Origin of the sequence: Lacticaseibacillus rhamnosus (genome assembly GCF_900636965.1) — a bacterium.
GTDB classification, from domain to species: Bacteria; Bacillota; Bacilli; order Lactobacillales; family Lactobacillaceae; genus Lacticaseibacillus; species Lacticaseibacillus rhamnosus.
The window spans coordinates 1,798,209-1,813,491 of sequence record NZ_LR134331.1; the positions used below are offsets into that span (position 1 = coordinate 1,798,209).

The following is a 15,283-nucleotide window of genomic DNA, read 5'->3' on the forward strand; positions in this document are numbered from 1 at the left end:
CTTCTTTAACGATAAAGCGAGTAGCTAAGCACACGACCGTCATTGTTGTCTTGTGGCTAGCTACTCGCTTTTTTATCTGTCTATATTTTGTTTGCAGCAAAGAACCCAACCACCAGCGGCGGCGACTTTAATTGGGGTCAAACTATTATCGAATGAGGTTTTTCCAAAGCTTGATCTCACCCGCCGCCTGGGTTGCCGGTACATCAATAATCCGTTGGTTGGAGCTGCCGCGAAATTGCAGTGTTAAGTCTTTTTTTGCCAATAGGAAACGCCCATCCACCAATATATCGATGAGGCTCAGTAACGTTAACTTGTCTTCGGAATCCTGCATGAGTTCTTCGTAAGTGTAACCGCTCCAACTCCAGATATCCTTATCATGCCCAAACTCTTGGCGAATCCGGCGGCAAAGACGAATGCAGACCTGAGTATTCAAGAAAGGTTCGCCGCCTAGCAAGGTCAAGCCTTGAACATATGACTGACCCAGATCCGCAATAATCCGATCTTCCAGTTCCTGAGTGTATGGCTGACCATACCGAAAATTCTGGGCAACACGATTGTAACAACCCGGGCAGGCAAAGCGACAGCCCGAGACATATAAACTACACCGAACCCCTTCCCCATCAACAAAATTAAACGGCTTGTAATCAGCAATTCGTTGTTGTGAAAGTTCACTGGCAAGCCATTCTTTCGGTTGCGGATTCTGCGGTAAACGAGCTGTGGTCATCATAAGATCTGCCTTTCTTAACAGGTTGCGTTAGTCACGTTAAAGCGCAACCGTGCGTGTTCTTGATTCAATCAACGCTTCAAAAATGAACGCCAACGAATAAGTCTTTTTCATCGTATCATCTTTTGACCACAAGATGTAGTATCGATTGTACACAAAATACCGGCCTATTATCTATATCTTGATAGTAGGCCGGTATGGATGCTGTTTTTAAATACGATTACGCGCGCTTCAAATGCAGTGTCATGGCATTTAACGCCACCACTATGGTTGATAACGACATAATCGCGGCACCAACAGCCGGGCTGAGAATGAAGCCAACTGGTGCTAAAATACCTGCCGCCAGTGGAATGGCCAGGATGTTGTAGCCGGCACCCCACCAAAGATTCTGAACCATTTTACGATTGGTTGCTTTAGCCAAAGATAAGAAGTTAAGAATATCGGCTGGATCACTATGAACCAACACAACATCGGCAGTATCAATGGCCACATCGGTTCCGGCACCAATGGCGACTCCGATATCCGCTTGCGCTAGACTAGGAGCATCATTAACGCCATCGCCGACCATCATCACAACGCCACGTTTTTGATAAGCTTCGACTTGCGCCACTTTGTCTTCAGGCTTTAATTCGGCTTGAAAATCAGTGATGCCGAGTTGATCGGCCACTTTTTTGGCGGTTTCGTGGTTATCACCAGTCAGCATGACCGGTGTAATTCCTTGCTGCTTCAACGCGGCGACAAACGACTTGCTTGACGGCTTCAGCTGATCGCCTTCTGCAACCATCCCTAGAACTTGATCATCCTGGATCAGAAAAGCCAGTGAGTTACCGGCCCCTGCTAATTGATCAGCCTGCGCTTCATCATAAGCCAAGTGATGATCTTTTAGATACCGGGCATTGACGATCGTATAACGTTGGCCATCGATTTCGCCTTCCAGACCGATGCCTTTTAAGACTTGAACGTTTTTCGCATCCGGCAGGTTTAACGCCTGTTGCTTGGCGGCAGCTTTAATCCCGGTTGCCAGCGGGTGTTCGGAATGATTTTCCAAAGCAGCCATGACAGACAGTACCTGCGTTTGATCGTGACCGGTAAAGGCAATTGTTTTGGCAACGGTGAATTTGCCTTCTGTCAACGTTCCGGTTTTGTCCATCAAGATAAACTGCGCCCGCTTCGCAGTCTCAAGTGCCTGGCGATTACGAATTAGCAGTCCATTCGTTGCGCCAATACTGGTACTGCGTGCAATGACCAGCGGAATTGCTAACCCGAGTGCATGGGGACAAGCAATGATAAAGACGGTGACCATTCGTTCAAACGCCACTGCCGCCCCGCTTGGCAACCACAGGAAGAAAGCAAGTAACCCAACTGCCAATGCGGCGTAGAAAAGCCAGCCGGCCACTTTATCTGCCATACCCTCGGCTTTACTTTTATTGGCTTGCGCACTTTGAACTAACTTCATGACTTGCGACAGATAGCCGCTTTCGCCCGTACCGGTGACCTTGATTTCAATGACGCCATCACCATTGACGGAACCGCCAATCACCTGGTCACCTTCAGCCTTGCGAATAGCTTTAGCTTCCCCAGTCACTAATGATTCGTTGACACTGCTATTGCCACTGACAACTTGGCCATCAGCCGGCATTTGTTCACCTGCTAATACCCGTAATCGCGCGCCAACCTGGACTTCTGATAATGGCATGTCCATCACGTGATCACCATGAACCACATGTGCCTGATTCGGCAACAACGCCGCCAACTTCTCAACCGCGTTACCTGCAGCCATAACGGCATTCATTTCGATCCAATGGCCAAGCAGCATGATCACGATCAGTGTTGCCAATTCCCAAAAGAAGTCCATGACCATCCCATTAGGCGCAATAAAGTTATTCATCAAAAACGCATAAAGCGAATAACCGTACGCCACCGTGATGCCCATCGCGATCAACGTCATCATCGCCGGTTGTCGCTGTTGCAATTCTGCCTTTGCGCCGGTCAAAAACGGCCAGCCGCCATAGAAAAACAGAAAAGACGACAAAACAAGAACGACCCAATCAGACCCCGGAAAGACAATCGGCAATTCAATGACCCCGAGATGAATATTCATGCCCATAAACTGCGCCAATAACAGCACGGGGATCATGACAATGAGGCTGACCCAAAACTTCTGCTTCAAATTGCCCATATGCATCATATGCCCACCACCATGATCCATATTGCCATGATCCATGTGCATATCCATACCACTGTGATCCATCGCCATATGGCCCATATCGTGGTGACTCATTTGCATAGATGCCATATCCGTTTGCTGATGCATATGTTCGTGATCCATTGACATATCCGTCATTTTCCCGGCATGCATCTGGTCGTGATCACTCATTTGCATCTGTCCTTTGTCATTAGCTGATTCTTTCATTTTTTGTGAAGGGTTCATATTATCTTTCTTCATCAATTGCCTCCTTGCAGCCGTCTGGTAAGCAGTTACAATGAACCGTTGTCGGTGCACCAGGCAATTTAGCCGCCAAAGTTTGCTGCACTGCTTGAATATCTTTCTTGGAAAGCGTCACTTGCGCTACCAAATGATTCACGGTCGTACCGATCTTCATTTGACAAAGATGACTAAATAACTCCGCAACGGCTGCATCCATTGAGGCTTGCTCACCAACTGTTGCATGATATAAAAATTCGCGCCCTTGCTTTTCGGTGACCAGCGCACCCTTTTTGACGAGTCTTCCCAAAAAGGTCTTGGTGGTCGCTATCTTCCACGCCATTTTATCAGCAAGAATCGCCGCAATGGTGCTGCTTTTTAATGGTCCAAGCGTCCAAATAATTCGCATAACTTCCCATTCCGACTGGGAGATTTCAACTTTCGGTGTTTCCATCCTTGGCCTCCGTTTACACTTGTAATCTTTCGACACTTATAATTTACAACTGTAAACGATGATTGTCAACTCATAATTAAACTATTTCTGAAAATAGGCCGCTTAAGTGCCAAATCTGGGCCTAGCTGTTTTCTGCAAATAAACAAGCACCGAAGACGGTGGCATTGGTCTTCGGTGCTTGTTTATTTGCTTTTTACATAAAACTAGCGGCAGTTATCACTTCAAGGCATGAAAGCCGATGTCGGTCCGATAATCCAGCACCCCTTGAATACTTTCCAAGTCATGCTTGGCTTTGGCAACTGCCTCAGGTAAGGTAGCGGCCCCGGCAACAACCGAAAAAATTCTCCCGGCGTCACTGATCCAACCATTGTCGGTTCGCTCTACCCCTGCTGGCAACCAAGTACCGATTGGCCAATTTGTTGGCACAATGACGGGAACGGTTTTCAGGTTTGCCCGCGGGTAATCGGGATTCACCGCGACAAAGCAGGCATAGGCTAGGCCATTCAATTTCAGCGTTGGCTGCTGGCCATCCAACAAGTCGCTCACAAGCTGATAAAAGTCATTTTCGATCTGTGGCAATAATACCTGAGTTTCAGGGTCACCGAAACGCATGTTGTATTCAAGAATCTTGGGTCCTTCTTTAGTGAAGATCAGCCCAATATACATAACCCCGTGTCCATTTAAACCATCTTGGTGCATACCTGCCAATGTGGCATCCACCAAGGACTGAGCCGCCTGGACTTGATCGGGCTTAAATTGTGGCAACGGACTAATCGCACCCATTCCACCTGTGTTAGGTCCACGATCAGCAGCGTGGCGCCGTTTGTGATCCTGAGACAACGGCAAGATCACGCGCTTTTGGTCATTAAAAAGTGCCATGACGGAAGCTTCTTCGCCAGCGAGATATTCCTCAAGCAAAACCGTGGCATCCGGGTGGCCGGCGTAAAACTGTTCGATCGTATCATCAAGTGTCGCTGCATCATTGGCAATGACAACACCTTTACCAGCGGCCAAGCCATCTTTTTTCAGAACAAGCGGTAAACCCATCAAAGTTGCTTCGGCATGTGCTTCAATCGCATTGTGAACCGTCTTGCTGGCCGCGGTCGGTAAATGATGGCGATGCATAAACGCTTTGGCGAACGTTTTACTTGATTCAAGTTGAGCTAATTTTTGCGTGACGCCAAAGATCGGCAACCCGATTGCTTGAAAATCATCAACAATCCCTGCTGCCAAGGGCACTTCAGGACCGACAAACGTCAAATCAATCTGATGCGTTTGCGCGAACTTGATTAAAGCCGGGACCTCTTTTTCTTTAATACCAATCGGCTCGACACCAAGCAGCTCCATCGCCGGATTGCCCGGCGCCACGTAGACATGATCCACTTGTGGCGACTGACTAAATTTCAAAGCAAGGGCACTTTCACGCGCACCCCCACCGATAACCAGGACTTTTTTCATAAAAACCTCCTAAAAAGTGAGCGCGAGCCAGCCCGGTTAGAAACCGGAGTGTAAGCGGCCTCAGACGTGATGGCCCGCTCTTGGCCATTGCGGCTGTGGTCCTTACACTCCGGTTTCTGGGCTGGGGAGCGCGTTATAGAAAGTGAGCGTGAACCGGCTCCCGCTTAATGCCGGAAATGCCGAACCCCTGTTGTCACCATCGCAATGCCATATTCATTGGCCTTCGCAATTGAATCCTTATCCCGAATGCTGCCACCCGGTTGAATAATCGCCTTAATATCATGTTTAGCCGCGTAATCCACGCAATCATCCATCGGGAAAAAGGCATCGCTGGCCATGACCGCACCGGCAAAGTTGTCGTTTTGCTGCGCTTGGGTTAACGCCAATTCAACCGAGCCAATCCGATTCATTTGACCGGCGCCAATCCCTAACGTCTGATCAGCCTGTGCCACGACAATCGCATTACTCTTAACATGTTTGACCACCGTCTGCGCAAATGCCAATGCCTTGAGTTGAGCTTCAGTCGGCTTGACCTCCGTTACCACTGTCATATCGGCTGGTGTCTCAGCTTTGTCGTCACGTGTTTGAATCAACAACCCACCATAAATTGAAGTCGTTTCTGTTCCCAATTCTTCTGGCGTATCAGCAGTATTAATCGTCAATAAGCGCACATTTTTCTTCTTCGCCAGAATCTCATAGGCATCATCATCAAATGCCGGTGCCATGATGATCTCAAGGAAAAGTTTATGCATTTTCTCGGCAGTGGCAAGATCAACCCGCCGATTCAAAGCAATGATGCCGCCAAAAATGGACATCGGATCGGCGGCATATGCCTTGTCCCAAGCGGCTTCAAGCGTATCGCCCAAGCCAATGCCGCATGGGTTCATATGTTTAACGGCCACGGCTGCCGGTTGTTTGAATTCCCGCAACATTGCCAATGCTGCATCCGCATCCTTGATATTGTTATAAGAAAGCTCTTTACCGTGTAATTGCTTAGCAGCGGCAAGACTAGTTGGATCAGGATTCGGCTCAACATAAAAGGCAGCTTGTTGATGGCTGTTTTCCCCGTAACGCAAGTCCTGCCGTTTGTGATAAGTTGGCGTGAATTGCTCTGGGAATGGCTCTGGATCTAAGTAATGGGCGATTTGAGCATCGTAAGCTGCAGTGACGGAGAAGACTTTGGCTGCCAACCGTTGCCGCAAATCAGCATCATTTTGATCGAGTCCGGCTAAAACATCCGCATAATCTGCTGGATCAACCACGGCCCAGACACTGTCACTATTTTTAGCTGCCGCACGTAACGCAGACGGGCCACCAATATCAATTTGTTCAATCGCTTCGGCACGCGTCACACCCGCACGCTGAATGGTCGCGGCAAACGGATAAAGATTGACACAAACCACATCAATTGGCTGAATATCATGATCTGCTAGTGCCTGCATATGGGCAGGATCATCCCGCCGCGCCAAGATGCCGGCATGGATCTTAGGATGCAGTGTCTTAACTCGACCATCGAGCATTTCTGGAAAACCGGTTACTGCTTCTACGCCGGTCACCGCAACCCCAGCTTCAGCCAGTGCGCGATGGGTACCACCGGTTGAAATCAGTTCAAAACCGCGTTCAACCAGACCTTTTGCAAAAGGTACCAAACCAGTTTTATCAGAGACACTTAATAATGCACGCTTCACTTAAATCGCTCCTTCTTCAATGAGTTGCTTGACAGTTGCGGGAAAAGTTTGATGTTCCTGATGGTGAATGGCTGCTTCTAATTGTGCCAGCGTCATCCCCGGGCTTACGCGGACCGGATCCTGTGCGATGATTTCGCCGGTGTCGATTCCGGCATCTACGTAATGAACCGTCACGCCGGTCACTTTGACGCCATAATCAAACGCATCTTTAATGCCCTGCCGTCCGGGAAAACTAGGCAGCAGCGCGGGATGCAAATTGATAATTCGCTTGGGAAAAGCATTTAGCAAGGTTGGCCCGATGATCCGCATATAACCCGCTAAAATCAATGCATCTACAGGCGGCAACTGGCTTAAAATATAAGTTTCGGCCGCCGCTTTATTCGCATAGTCCTTAAAGTTCACAACTAAAGTCGGAATATGACGAGCAGCCGCTTTTTGAATCACCGGTGCTTGCATTTGATCACAGACTAAGACCGCAATTTGATAGTGACTGTCTACAGCCTGCGCGGCGTTTGCCAAGGCTTCAAAATTTGTGCCATTTCCGGACGCAAAGACAGCTAGACTTTTCATTTGCTTGCCACCTGCCATTGTATTTTGGCGCTTGGATCAGCAACCACGTGACCGATGACTTTGCTGCTTGGTAACGCCGCCTGAATCGTGGTGGCTGCATGTTCCGGGACGACCAAAATCATCCCGATGCCCAAATTAAACGTTGTCCGCATCGTGGTTTCACTCAAATGCCCGGCATGTTGCAGGCGATCAAATAACTCCGGTCGATGCCATGCCTGGGGATTAACCTGCGCACACAATCCTGCCGGTATCACCCGCGGTAGATTCTCGGTAATACCGCCGCCGGTAATATGCGCTGCGGCGTGGATCAAACCTTGTTGCATGAGCGGCAGCACCTGCTTAACGTAAATTCTGGTTGGCCGCATCAACGCCTGCATGACTTCCGATCCGTCTTCAAGCGTCTGACTCCCTAAATCAGTTTCAGCTAACAATTTACGCACCAGCGAGTAACCATTGCTGTGTACGCCTGAACTTGGCAAGCCAATCAAGACATCACCAGCAGCCACATCCTTAGGCAAACGATTCTGTTCGGAAACCAAACCAACCGCAAACCCGGCCAGATCATAATGATTTTGTGGGTACATATCCGGCATCTCAGCGGTTTCCCCACCGATCAACGCCATTTCCGCCTGCTGACAGCCATAAGCAATCCCGCGAACAACCGCTTCGGCCCGGGTTACATCAAGATGATCAACGGCCATGTAATCAAGGAAAAATAATGGCTGGGCACCGGATGCGAGCAAATCATTGGCCACCATTGCGACCAAATCAATCCCCACCGTTTCATGCGCATCACATTGCAATGCCAACAACAGTTTGGTACCAACCCCGTCTGTCGCACTAATCAAGGTTGGCTGCGGCACGGATGGCAACCGATAAGCGGCAGCAAAACCGCCAACACTGGCCAAAACATTGTCATTGGCTGTTTCTTTGGCTAACGTTGCAATACGTTTTACGGCTGCATCGCCGGCTTCAATGTCGACGCCGGCATCCTTATAATCTGTCATGCGCTAACCTCCGCTACATTAACTTTGAGTGATGCGACTTCCTTATTTAACGCCGGTGCATAATCATCAAGAGCAGTTGGATATTTGCCTGTAAAGTAGGCGACACATAAACCGCCATTAGGAGCCGTCGTTGGCAATCCGACGCTTTCTTCCAAGCCTTGTGTCGAAAGAAAGCCTAGCGATTCGACATCCAGTAAATCGCGCATTTCCGGTACGCTATGATTAGCCGCAAATAATTCACTAGTTGTCTGAAAATCAATCCCATAAAAGCAAGGAAAGCGCAGTGGCGGGCTGGCAATTCGCAAATGCACTTCAGCGGCGCCGGCTTCTTTCAACAATTTAACGATTTGCTTAGAAGTCGTGCCGCGAACAATCGAGTCATCAACTAACACAATGCGTTTTCCGGCAACAACCGGTTTGATCACGCTGAGTTTCATTTTGACGCTTTTTTCGCGTAACGCCTGCGTGGGTTGGATAAATGTCCGAGCAACGTACTGACTCTTCACCAAGCCCATTTCATAAGGAATTCCGCTGGCTTTGGCATAACCAATCGCTGCTGACAGGGATGAGTTGGGCACCCCAACGACAATATCCGCATCTGCCGGCTGTTCCCTTGCCAACCGCTCACCCATCCGCACCCGCGCCTGGTGAACATTGATGCCGTGGATGTCTGAATCCGGACGGGCAAAATAGATATACTCCATCGAGCAAACCGCTAACGATGTGTTGGTGGTGAAGTGATCCAAATGCAAGCCATCGTCATCGATCGTAATCAGCTCACCGGGTTGGATGTCACGGACAAAATCAGCCCCTACTGCATCCAACGCCGCGGTTTCGCTACAAACAATATAGCCGCCATCTGGCATGACCCCAACCACCATTGGCCGGAAACCATGCGGATCAACCGCTGCGTATAAGCCATGCTCGGTTAACAAGACAAAGGCGAACCCGCCGTGAACTTCATTCAGTGCCTTTTTAAGTTGAACCAGCCACGGTTGGCCAACCTGACGCCGAATCAAATGCATTAAAACCTCAGTGTCCGAGGTGGATTGGAAAATGGCCCCTTGACTTTCTAACTCACGCCGCAAACTGATGGCGTTGGTTAAATTGCCGTTATGCGCCAATGCAATGGCTTCATCAGAAAACCGAAAAAGCAATGGCTGTATATTTTCCAAGACGCGGCCGCCTGCTGTCGAGTAGCGCACGTGACCCAAAGCTGCCCGCCCCATCAACGGTGTCAATTGATCGGTATTGGTGAACACTTCACTGAGCAAGCCCAGACCATAATGGCGCCGCATACCATCTTTAGTTAAGCCGACAATTCCGGCCCCTTCTTGCCCGCGATGTTGCAGCGTATGCAAGCCCAGATGGGTAATGCTCGCAGCATTGGGATTGCCCCAAATACCAAAAACACCGCATTCTTCATTTAAGCCTTTTGGTTCAGATAGCATGGGAGTGCCTCCTCAAATGCAGTTTGCAATTCTTCAAGCGGAACCGAAAATTGATGACTAACCGTGGTGACGTCAAATTGCGGGGCTGCTTGTACCCGCCCGATTAACTCAGCCGGTCCATTTAGCGCCTCAAACGCTGCTTGATCTTCAGGAGCAACGGTGACTAAGAACCGCCCTTGAGTCTCGGAAAAGCCCCAACTCGTCGGCAAATCGACCTTAACTTGCGCGCCCAGCTGGTTCGTAAAGCCCATTTCAGCCAACGCCACTAACAAGCCACCATCGCTTAAATCGTGGGCTGCTGTCACAAGGTGTTGCCGAATCGCCGTTAATACAAATTGCTGATTGGCCTTTTCCGCATCGAGATCAAAGTCGAACAACCGCCCGGCAACTTCACCGGTTTGCAATTTCTGTAATTCGCTGCCATTGAAATCGCCGTGGGTTTCGCCGACAAGATAAAGCAAATCATCTGCATGTTTGAAATTCGCCGTGGTAATGGTGCTGAGATCTTCAATCAGCCCCACCATCCCAATCATCGGCGTTGGATAGATTGCTTTGCCATTAGTCTCGTTATAAAGCGAAACATTTCCGGAAATCACCGGTGCGTTAAAGGCTTTAGTCGCAGCAATGATACCTTTAGCTGCTTCGGCAAGTTCATAAAACGCTTCCGGCTTGGTCGGATCCCCAAAATTCAGGCAGTCGGTAATCCCTAAAGGTTCCGCACCGCTGGCCGCCAGATTGCGCGCCGCTTCGGCAACACTCATGGCCGCACCGACTTTTGGATCCAAATACAGATAACGGCCTTTGCTATCGGTGGTCATGGCAAGAGCGCGATGGGTCCCGCGAATGCGAATCACCGCGGCATCGCTACCAGGCAAGACAACCGTATTCGTTTGGACTTGTGCATCATAACGCCGATACAATGAAGACTTATCCGCAATCGTCGGCGTGCCCATCATGGCTTTCCAAGTCGCCACCGGATCAGTCACAATCGGGTCAAAATCAGGTGCCGGTTCAGCTAAGCGCGCTGGCATTTTGCCGACTTGCTCATAAATCGGTGCATCATCAGTCAATGAACTGACTGGAACATCGCAAACCAATTTGCCGTGATGATAAAGTCGATATTGATGGCCTTCAATCACATGTCCCACAACTGCAGCGTCCAAATCATACGCTGCAAACACATCAAGGACTTCCTGTTCAAAACCGGCCCGCACACACAACAACATCCGTTCCTGCGATTCTGATAACATGATTTCAAATGGCGTCATATTGGCTTCACGCTGTGGAATTAAGTCAAGATCCATTTCCATGCCGCTATTCGCCTTGCCAGCCATTTCAACACTGGAAGACACTAAACCAGCCGCGCCCATGTCCTGAATACCGACTAGTGCCTGTTGATGATCCTGCGTAATTTCCAGGCACGCATCCATCAACAGTTTCTCCATGAATGGGTCGCCTACCTGAACCGCCGAACGATCAGCCGCCTCTTCATCGGAAAAATCACCAGAAGCGAAACTAGCGCCGTTAATCCCATCACGCCCGGTTTTGGCACCGACATAAATCAGTGCATTACCGACTCCTGCCGCTTTGCCTTTTTGGATCTGATCCTTATCCATAATGCCGACACACATCGCATTGACCAGTGGATTGCGGGAATAAGTGTGATCAAAATTGGTTTCTCCGCCGACCGTGGGAATGCCGATTGCGTTCCCATAGCCACCGATACCGGCCACGATGCGATCAACTAAATGCTGCGTGTGCGGGAGGTTGAGATCACCAAAGGCCAATGAATCCAGCATGGCAACAGGCTTAGCCCCAATCGAGAAAATGTCGCGGATAATGCCGCCAACACCCGTCGCTGCGCCTTCATAAGGTTCAACCGCGGACGGATGGTTATGACTTTCGGCTTTGAATACCACTGCCTTGCCTTCGCCGATATCAATTACACCGGCACCTTCGCCAGGTCCCATCAAAACGCGGTCATTTTTGGTCCAGAACTGGCGCAAAATCGGCTTACTGTATTTATACGCACAGTGTTCACTCCACATGCCGCTTGCTAATCCGATTTCGGTATCATTTGGCTGATGACCAATCAACTCAGCAAACCGGTGATACTCATCTTCCGTCAATCCCAAAGCCAAATACGGTTTCTTTTCAGCGATGGCTTCTGGACTCATCTCAACGTGCGTCACGGACATGGACCCCTTTCGTTTGTTGCATCAATGACTTGAAAACGCCTAGGCCATCCGTACCGCCAAGTAATGCTTCAACGGCGCGTTCCGGATGCGGCATCATGCCTAAAACATTACCGGCTTCGTTCGTCACCCCGGCAATATCATGAAGACTGCCATTGGGATTGTCAGCATACCGGAAAACGACCTGACCATTGGCTTCCAAAGCTGCCAGCGTCTTGGGATCGGCGTAATAATTTCCTTCACCATGTGCAATCGGCAATGTCAGTTGTTCACCAACCTGATATTGATTGGAAAATGCTGTATCCGCGCGATCGACAAGCAACGTCACCGGTTCGCAAATGAAATTCAAATCCCGATTCCATTGCAAAGCGCCCGGCAGCAGACCCGCTTCGGTCAGAATCTGAAAGCCATTACAAATGCCCAACACATAGCCGCCTGCTTCGGCAAAAGCTTTCAACGCCGTCATCACTGGCGAAAACCGGGCAATCGCACCGCTACGTAAATAGTCACCGTAAGAAAAACCACCTGGCACCATCACCACATCATAACGACTTAAATCGGTTTGACTCGGCTTGATCAGCTCGCACTCAGCACCGGCAATGGTCTGAACGGCCCACTGTAAATCCAAGTCACAATTAGATCCGGGAAAAGAAATAACGGCCGCTTTCATGCCTCATCCTCCGTAATGGGTTCTAATTCAAAGCGATAAGTTTCCATGTTGACATTGGCAAGCAACTGATCGCAAATCGTATCGACTTGCTTTTCTACCGCTTCTTTGGTGCCGGTCAGCTTTAATTCAAAATATTTGCCGTACAACACATCGTCTACATTGTGATAATCCATGCGGGTCAAAGCAGTCTTGATAACTTCTGCCTTTGGGTCTAATACAGAGGGTTTGTACGTCACATAAACTTTAGCTTTAAACATGAGCCGCTCCTTTTTCTTGTAACCTGGCAAGCACTTCTTCATAAACAGGGGTTAAGGGACCGCGCGCTTGGCGGAAAACATCTTTATCAAGCGAATCACCGGTCTTTTGATCAACCAGACGGAAGTTATCCGGTGACAATTCATCGGCTAAGACCAAAGTGCCATCCGTTAACGTGCCATATTCAAGTTTAAAATCAACCAACGTGATCCCGACTTCATCAAAACGCTTGGTCAGATAAGCATTCACGCGATCAGTCAAAGCCCGAACTTGTTTGAGCTGTTCCGGGGTCGCTTCGTGTAAAGCAAAAATCTGGGCTTCGTTCATGAACGGATCGCCTAATTCATCCGACTTGTAATAATATTCATGAATTGGCGGATCAAGCTTCATCATCGGCTTGACATTGAACTTGGTCACAAAATGTCCGGACGCGTAATTGCGCACCACAACTTCTAACGGCAGCATGGTCGCCTTTTTAACAATCATGGTAGTGGCATCGGGAGAATCAATATAATGCGTAGGAATTCCGGCTGCCGTCAATTCTTTAAACAACAAGGTCGAGATGGCGCGATTCAATTCACCTTTGTGGGCAATCTGCGCCTTTTTCTCGCCGTTTAATGCTGTGGCCTGATTCGTATACGTCATCCATAAAACATCCGGATCATCTGTTGCAAAAACCTGCTTGGCCTTGCCGGTATATAGTAATGTGGTCTTTTTCACCATGCTGCCTCCATTTGTTTAAGTATGTCCATAACATCGCGCGCATCGGTCACCGTGATGTGGCCCATTTTACGGCCAGGACGGATCTCGGCTTTTCCATAATCATGCATGTGCCATTCTGGATGTTGCGGCCATTTTGCCTTGGCTTGGGTGAGATCATCGCCAAGCAGGTTTCGCATCACCGCTGGCTGCTTTAAGGTAATCGGCGGAATCGGTAGTCCGCAGATACTTAAAATGTGAGCGTCAAACTGGGAAAAGTTGCAAGCTTCAATCGAATAGTGGCCGGAGTTATGTGGGCGTGGTGCCAATTCATTTGCAACGACATTGTCACCTTCGAGAAAGAGTTCGACCCCAAGAACTCCGCGTAAGTCGAGTCCAAGTGCGATTTTAGTCGCCAGATCATCAATCTTTTCAGCCAAAACCGGTGAGATATGAGGTGCCGGTGCTAGTGTGAGATGCAAGATGTGGTTCTTGTGGCGATTTTCAACAATCGGGAATACCCGTACTTGATCGCGGCCATCGCGGGTAATCATCACCGAAGCTTCACGGTCAAACTGTTGGCGTTTTTCCAAAATGCAGGGACCGTGGGCTAGCAACTGCTCGGCTGCGGGTACATCAGCCATGGTGTTGATGTCTTGCTGACCATGACCATCATAACCGCCAGTCGTGGTTTTTAAGATGCTTGGCAAGCCGATTTTCTCAATGGCCGCTGTCAACGCCTCAGGCCGATCGACTGCCACAAAGGGGGTGACCGGTACACCATGCGTCTGCAGGAATGTTTTTTCCTTGATGCGATCGCGGGTTGTTGCAAGAATAGCTGTTCCTTGAGGGATTCGGGTTAAATCACGTACTGCTTCCAAAGCTGCTAAATCAACATTTTCAAACTCATAGGTTAAAACGTCCGATTCTTTAGCCAACTTTGTCAGTGCCGCTTGATCGTCGTATGGTGCCGTGATTTGAAAGTCTGCTACCTGACCGGCTGGTGAATTCGGCGTCGGTTCCAAAATGCCAACTCGATAGCCCATTGTCTTGGCACTTTGGGTTAACATACGTCCAAGCTGACCGCCACCGATAATCCCAATCGTGGCAGGTGAGGTAACCACATCAATCATTAAGTGTGGCCTCACTTTCTTCAGCCCGTTGCGTTTGTGCCTGACGGAAGGCCGCCAGCCGCTGACTTAATTCAGGACTTTGCAAAGCGAGGATTGATGCCGCGTACAAAGCAGCGTTCACAGCGCCGGCATCACCTATTGCCATCGTTCCAACTGGCACACCTCCTGGCATTTGCACAATCGACAACAAGCTGTCAACGCCATTTAATGTTCGTGTTTTGATTGGAACACCAATGACCGGTAGCAGCGTGTTAGCCGCTAACATTCCCGGTAAATGGGCAGCACCACCTGCACCCGCAATAATCACGCCAAAACCTTGATCAGCAGCATGTTTGCCAAATGCCGCCAGCTGGTCCGGCATCCGATGAGCTGATATCACGTGCTTTTCATAAGGAATATCAAGCGCCTCTAACTGTGTGGCAACTTGTCGCATGGTCGGCCAATCTGAACTTGATCCCATGACCACGGCTACTTTTTGCATCTCGTCCCCTGCTTTCTTTAAGATGTTTTGAGAATAGCACGTTAAGCAACAACATTCAACACTAAAATAGAAC

The 15,283-nt window shown here is 49.2% G+C and carries 14 protein-coding genes; all 14 read right to left on the bottom strand.

Translation table 11 applies throughout. The features are described 5' to 3' along the window. Positions 1-145: 145 nt before the first annotated feature. The 14 genes from nrdG to purE all read right to left on the bottom strand — a co-directional run bounded on the left by nrdG (position 146) and on the right by purE (position 15,210). Positions 146-724 carry an anaerobic ribonucleoside-triphosphate reductase activating protein gene (nrdG, locus tag EL173_RS09185; RefSeq protein WP_005714022.1) on the bottom strand — a complete coding sequence of 193 codons (579 nt, stop codon included), beginning with the start codon at positions 722-724 and terminating at the stop codon, positions 146-148. A gap of 220 nt (positions 725-944) precedes the next feature. Next, positions 945-3,155, bottom strand: coding sequence for a heavy metal translocating P-type ATPase (locus EL173_RS09190; RefSeq protein ID WP_369904482.1), 2,211 nt, complete (start codon positions 3,153-3,155; stop codon positions 945-947). 1 nt (position 3,156) lies between these two features. Beyond that, positions 3,157-3,603 (bottom strand): CopY/TcrY family copper transport repressor, encoded by a 447-nt coding sequence (locus tag EL173_RS09195; protein ID WP_005689841.1) that lies wholly within the window; start codon positions 3,601-3,603, stop codon positions 3,157-3,159. 216 nt (positions 3,604-3,819) lie between these two features. Next, a complete protein-coding gene (gene purD / locus EL173_RS09200) occupies positions 3,820-5,061 on the bottom strand; it encodes a phosphoribosylamine--glycine ligase (RefSeq protein WP_005689843.1) in 1,242 nt (413 codons plus the stop codon). A 164-nt stretch (positions 5,062-5,225) separates the two neighbouring features. Continuing rightward, positions 5,226-6,749 (bottom strand): bifunctional phosphoribosylaminoimidazolecarboxamide formyltransferase/IMP cyclohydrolase, encoded by a 1,524-nt coding sequence (gene purH / locus EL173_RS09205; RefSeq protein ID WP_005689845.1) that lies wholly within the window; start codon positions 6,747-6,749, stop codon positions 5,226-5,228. After that, positions 6,750-7,319, bottom strand: coding sequence for a phosphoribosylglycinamide formyltransferase (purN, locus tag EL173_RS09210; RefSeq protein ID WP_005685443.1), 570 nt, complete (start codon positions 7,317-7,319; stop codon positions 6,750-6,752). Beyond that, positions 7,316-8,326 carry a phosphoribosylformylglycinamidine cyclo-ligase gene (purM, locus tag EL173_RS09215; protein ID WP_005689849.1) on the bottom strand — a complete coding sequence of 337 codons (1,011 nt, stop codon included), beginning with the start codon at positions 8,324-8,326 and terminating at the stop codon, positions 7,316-7,318. The genes purN and purM overlap by 4 nt, the downstream gene beginning before the upstream one ends. Beyond that, the gene (purF, locus tag EL173_RS09220) at positions 8,323-9,777 is read right to left on the bottom strand and encodes an amidophosphoribosyltransferase (RefSeq protein WP_005689851.1); all 1,455 of its coding nucleotides are present in this window, start codon (positions 9,775-9,777) and stop codon (positions 8,323-8,325) included. The genes purM and purF overlap by 4 nt, the downstream gene beginning before the upstream one ends. Further along, positions 9,753-11,969, bottom strand: coding sequence for a phosphoribosylformylglycinamidine synthase subunit PurL (gene purL / locus EL173_RS09225; protein ID WP_014571399.1), 2,217 nt, complete (start codon positions 11,967-11,969; stop codon positions 9,753-9,755). Before purL ends, purF begins: the two co-directional genes overlap by 25 nt. Then, the gene (gene purQ / locus EL173_RS09230) at positions 11,956-12,642 is read right to left on the bottom strand and encodes a phosphoribosylformylglycinamidine synthase subunit PurQ (protein WP_005689854.1); all 687 of its coding nucleotides are present in this window, start codon (positions 12,640-12,642) and stop codon (positions 11,956-11,958) included. Before purQ ends, purL begins: the two co-directional genes overlap by 14 nt. Then, entirely contained in the window at positions 12,639-12,899 is a 261-nt protein-coding gene (gene purS, locus EL173_RS09235; RefSeq protein ID WP_005685436.1) for a phosphoribosylformylglycinamidine synthase subunit PurS, read from the bottom strand. The genes purQ and purS overlap by 4 nt, the downstream gene beginning before the upstream one ends. Next, on the bottom strand, positions 12,892-13,620 hold the full coding sequence (purC, locus tag EL173_RS09240) for a phosphoribosylaminoimidazolesuccinocarboxamide synthase (protein ID WP_005689858.1): 729 nt from the start codon (positions 13,618-13,620) through the stop codon (positions 12,892-12,894). Before purC ends, purS begins: the two co-directional genes overlap by 8 nt. Next, a complete protein-coding gene (gene purK, locus EL173_RS09245; RefSeq protein WP_005689860.1) occupies positions 13,614-14,729 on the bottom strand; it encodes a 5-(carboxyamino)imidazole ribonucleotide synthase in 1,116 nt (371 codons plus the stop codon). The genes purC and purK overlap by 7 nt, the downstream gene beginning before the upstream one ends. Then, the gene (purE, locus tag EL173_RS09250) at positions 14,722-15,210 is read right to left on the bottom strand and encodes a 5-(carboxyamino)imidazole ribonucleotide mutase (protein ID WP_005685433.1); all 489 of its coding nucleotides are present in this window, start codon (positions 15,208-15,210) and stop codon (positions 14,722-14,724) included. The genes purK and purE overlap by 8 nt, the downstream gene beginning before the upstream one ends. Positions 15,211-15,283 lie beyond the last annotated feature (73 nt).

Coding starts and splice junctions, on each gene's coding strand:
- nrdG (WP_005714022.1), bottom strand. CDS start 724: ATGACCACAGCTCGTTTACCGCAGAATCCGCAACCGAAAGAATGGCTT.
- EL173_RS09190 (WP_369904482.1), bottom strand. CDS start 3,155: ATGAACCCTTCACAAAAAATGAAAGAATCAGCTAATGACAAAGGACAG.
- EL173_RS09195 (WP_005689841.1), bottom strand. CDS start 3,603: ATGGAAACACCGAAAGTTGAAATCTCCCAGTCGGAATGGGAAGTTATG.
- purD (WP_005689843.1), bottom strand. CDS start 5,061: ATGAAAAAAGTCCTGGTTATCGGTGGGGGTGCGCGTGAAAGTGCCCTT.
- purN (WP_005685443.1), bottom strand. CDS start 7,319: ATGAAAAGTCTAGCTGTCTTTGCGTCCGGAAATGGCACAAATTTTGAA.
- purM (WP_005689849.1), bottom strand. CDS start 8,326: ATGACAGATTATAAGGATGCCGGCGTCGACATTGAAGCCGGCGATGCA.
- purF (WP_005689851.1), bottom strand. CDS start 9,777: ATGCTATCTGAACCAAAAGGCTTAAATGAAGAATGCGGTGTTTTTGGT.
- purQ (WP_005689854.1), bottom strand. CDS start 12,642: ATGAAAGCGGCCGTTATTTCTTTTCCCGGATCTAATTGTGACTTGGAT.
- purS (WP_005685436.1), bottom strand. CDS start 12,899: ATGTTTAAAGCTAAAGTTTATGTGACGTACAAACCCTCTGTATTAGAC.
- purC (WP_005689858.1), bottom strand. CDS start 13,620: ATGGTGAAAAAGACCACATTACTATATACCGGCAAGGCCAAGCAGGTT.
- purK (WP_005689860.1), bottom strand. CDS start 14,729: ATGATTGATGTGGTTACCTCACCTGCCACGATTGGGATTATCGGTGGC.
- purE (WP_005685433.1), bottom strand. CDS start 15,210: ATGCAAAAAGTAGCCGTGGTCATGGGATCAAGTTCAGATTGGCCGACC.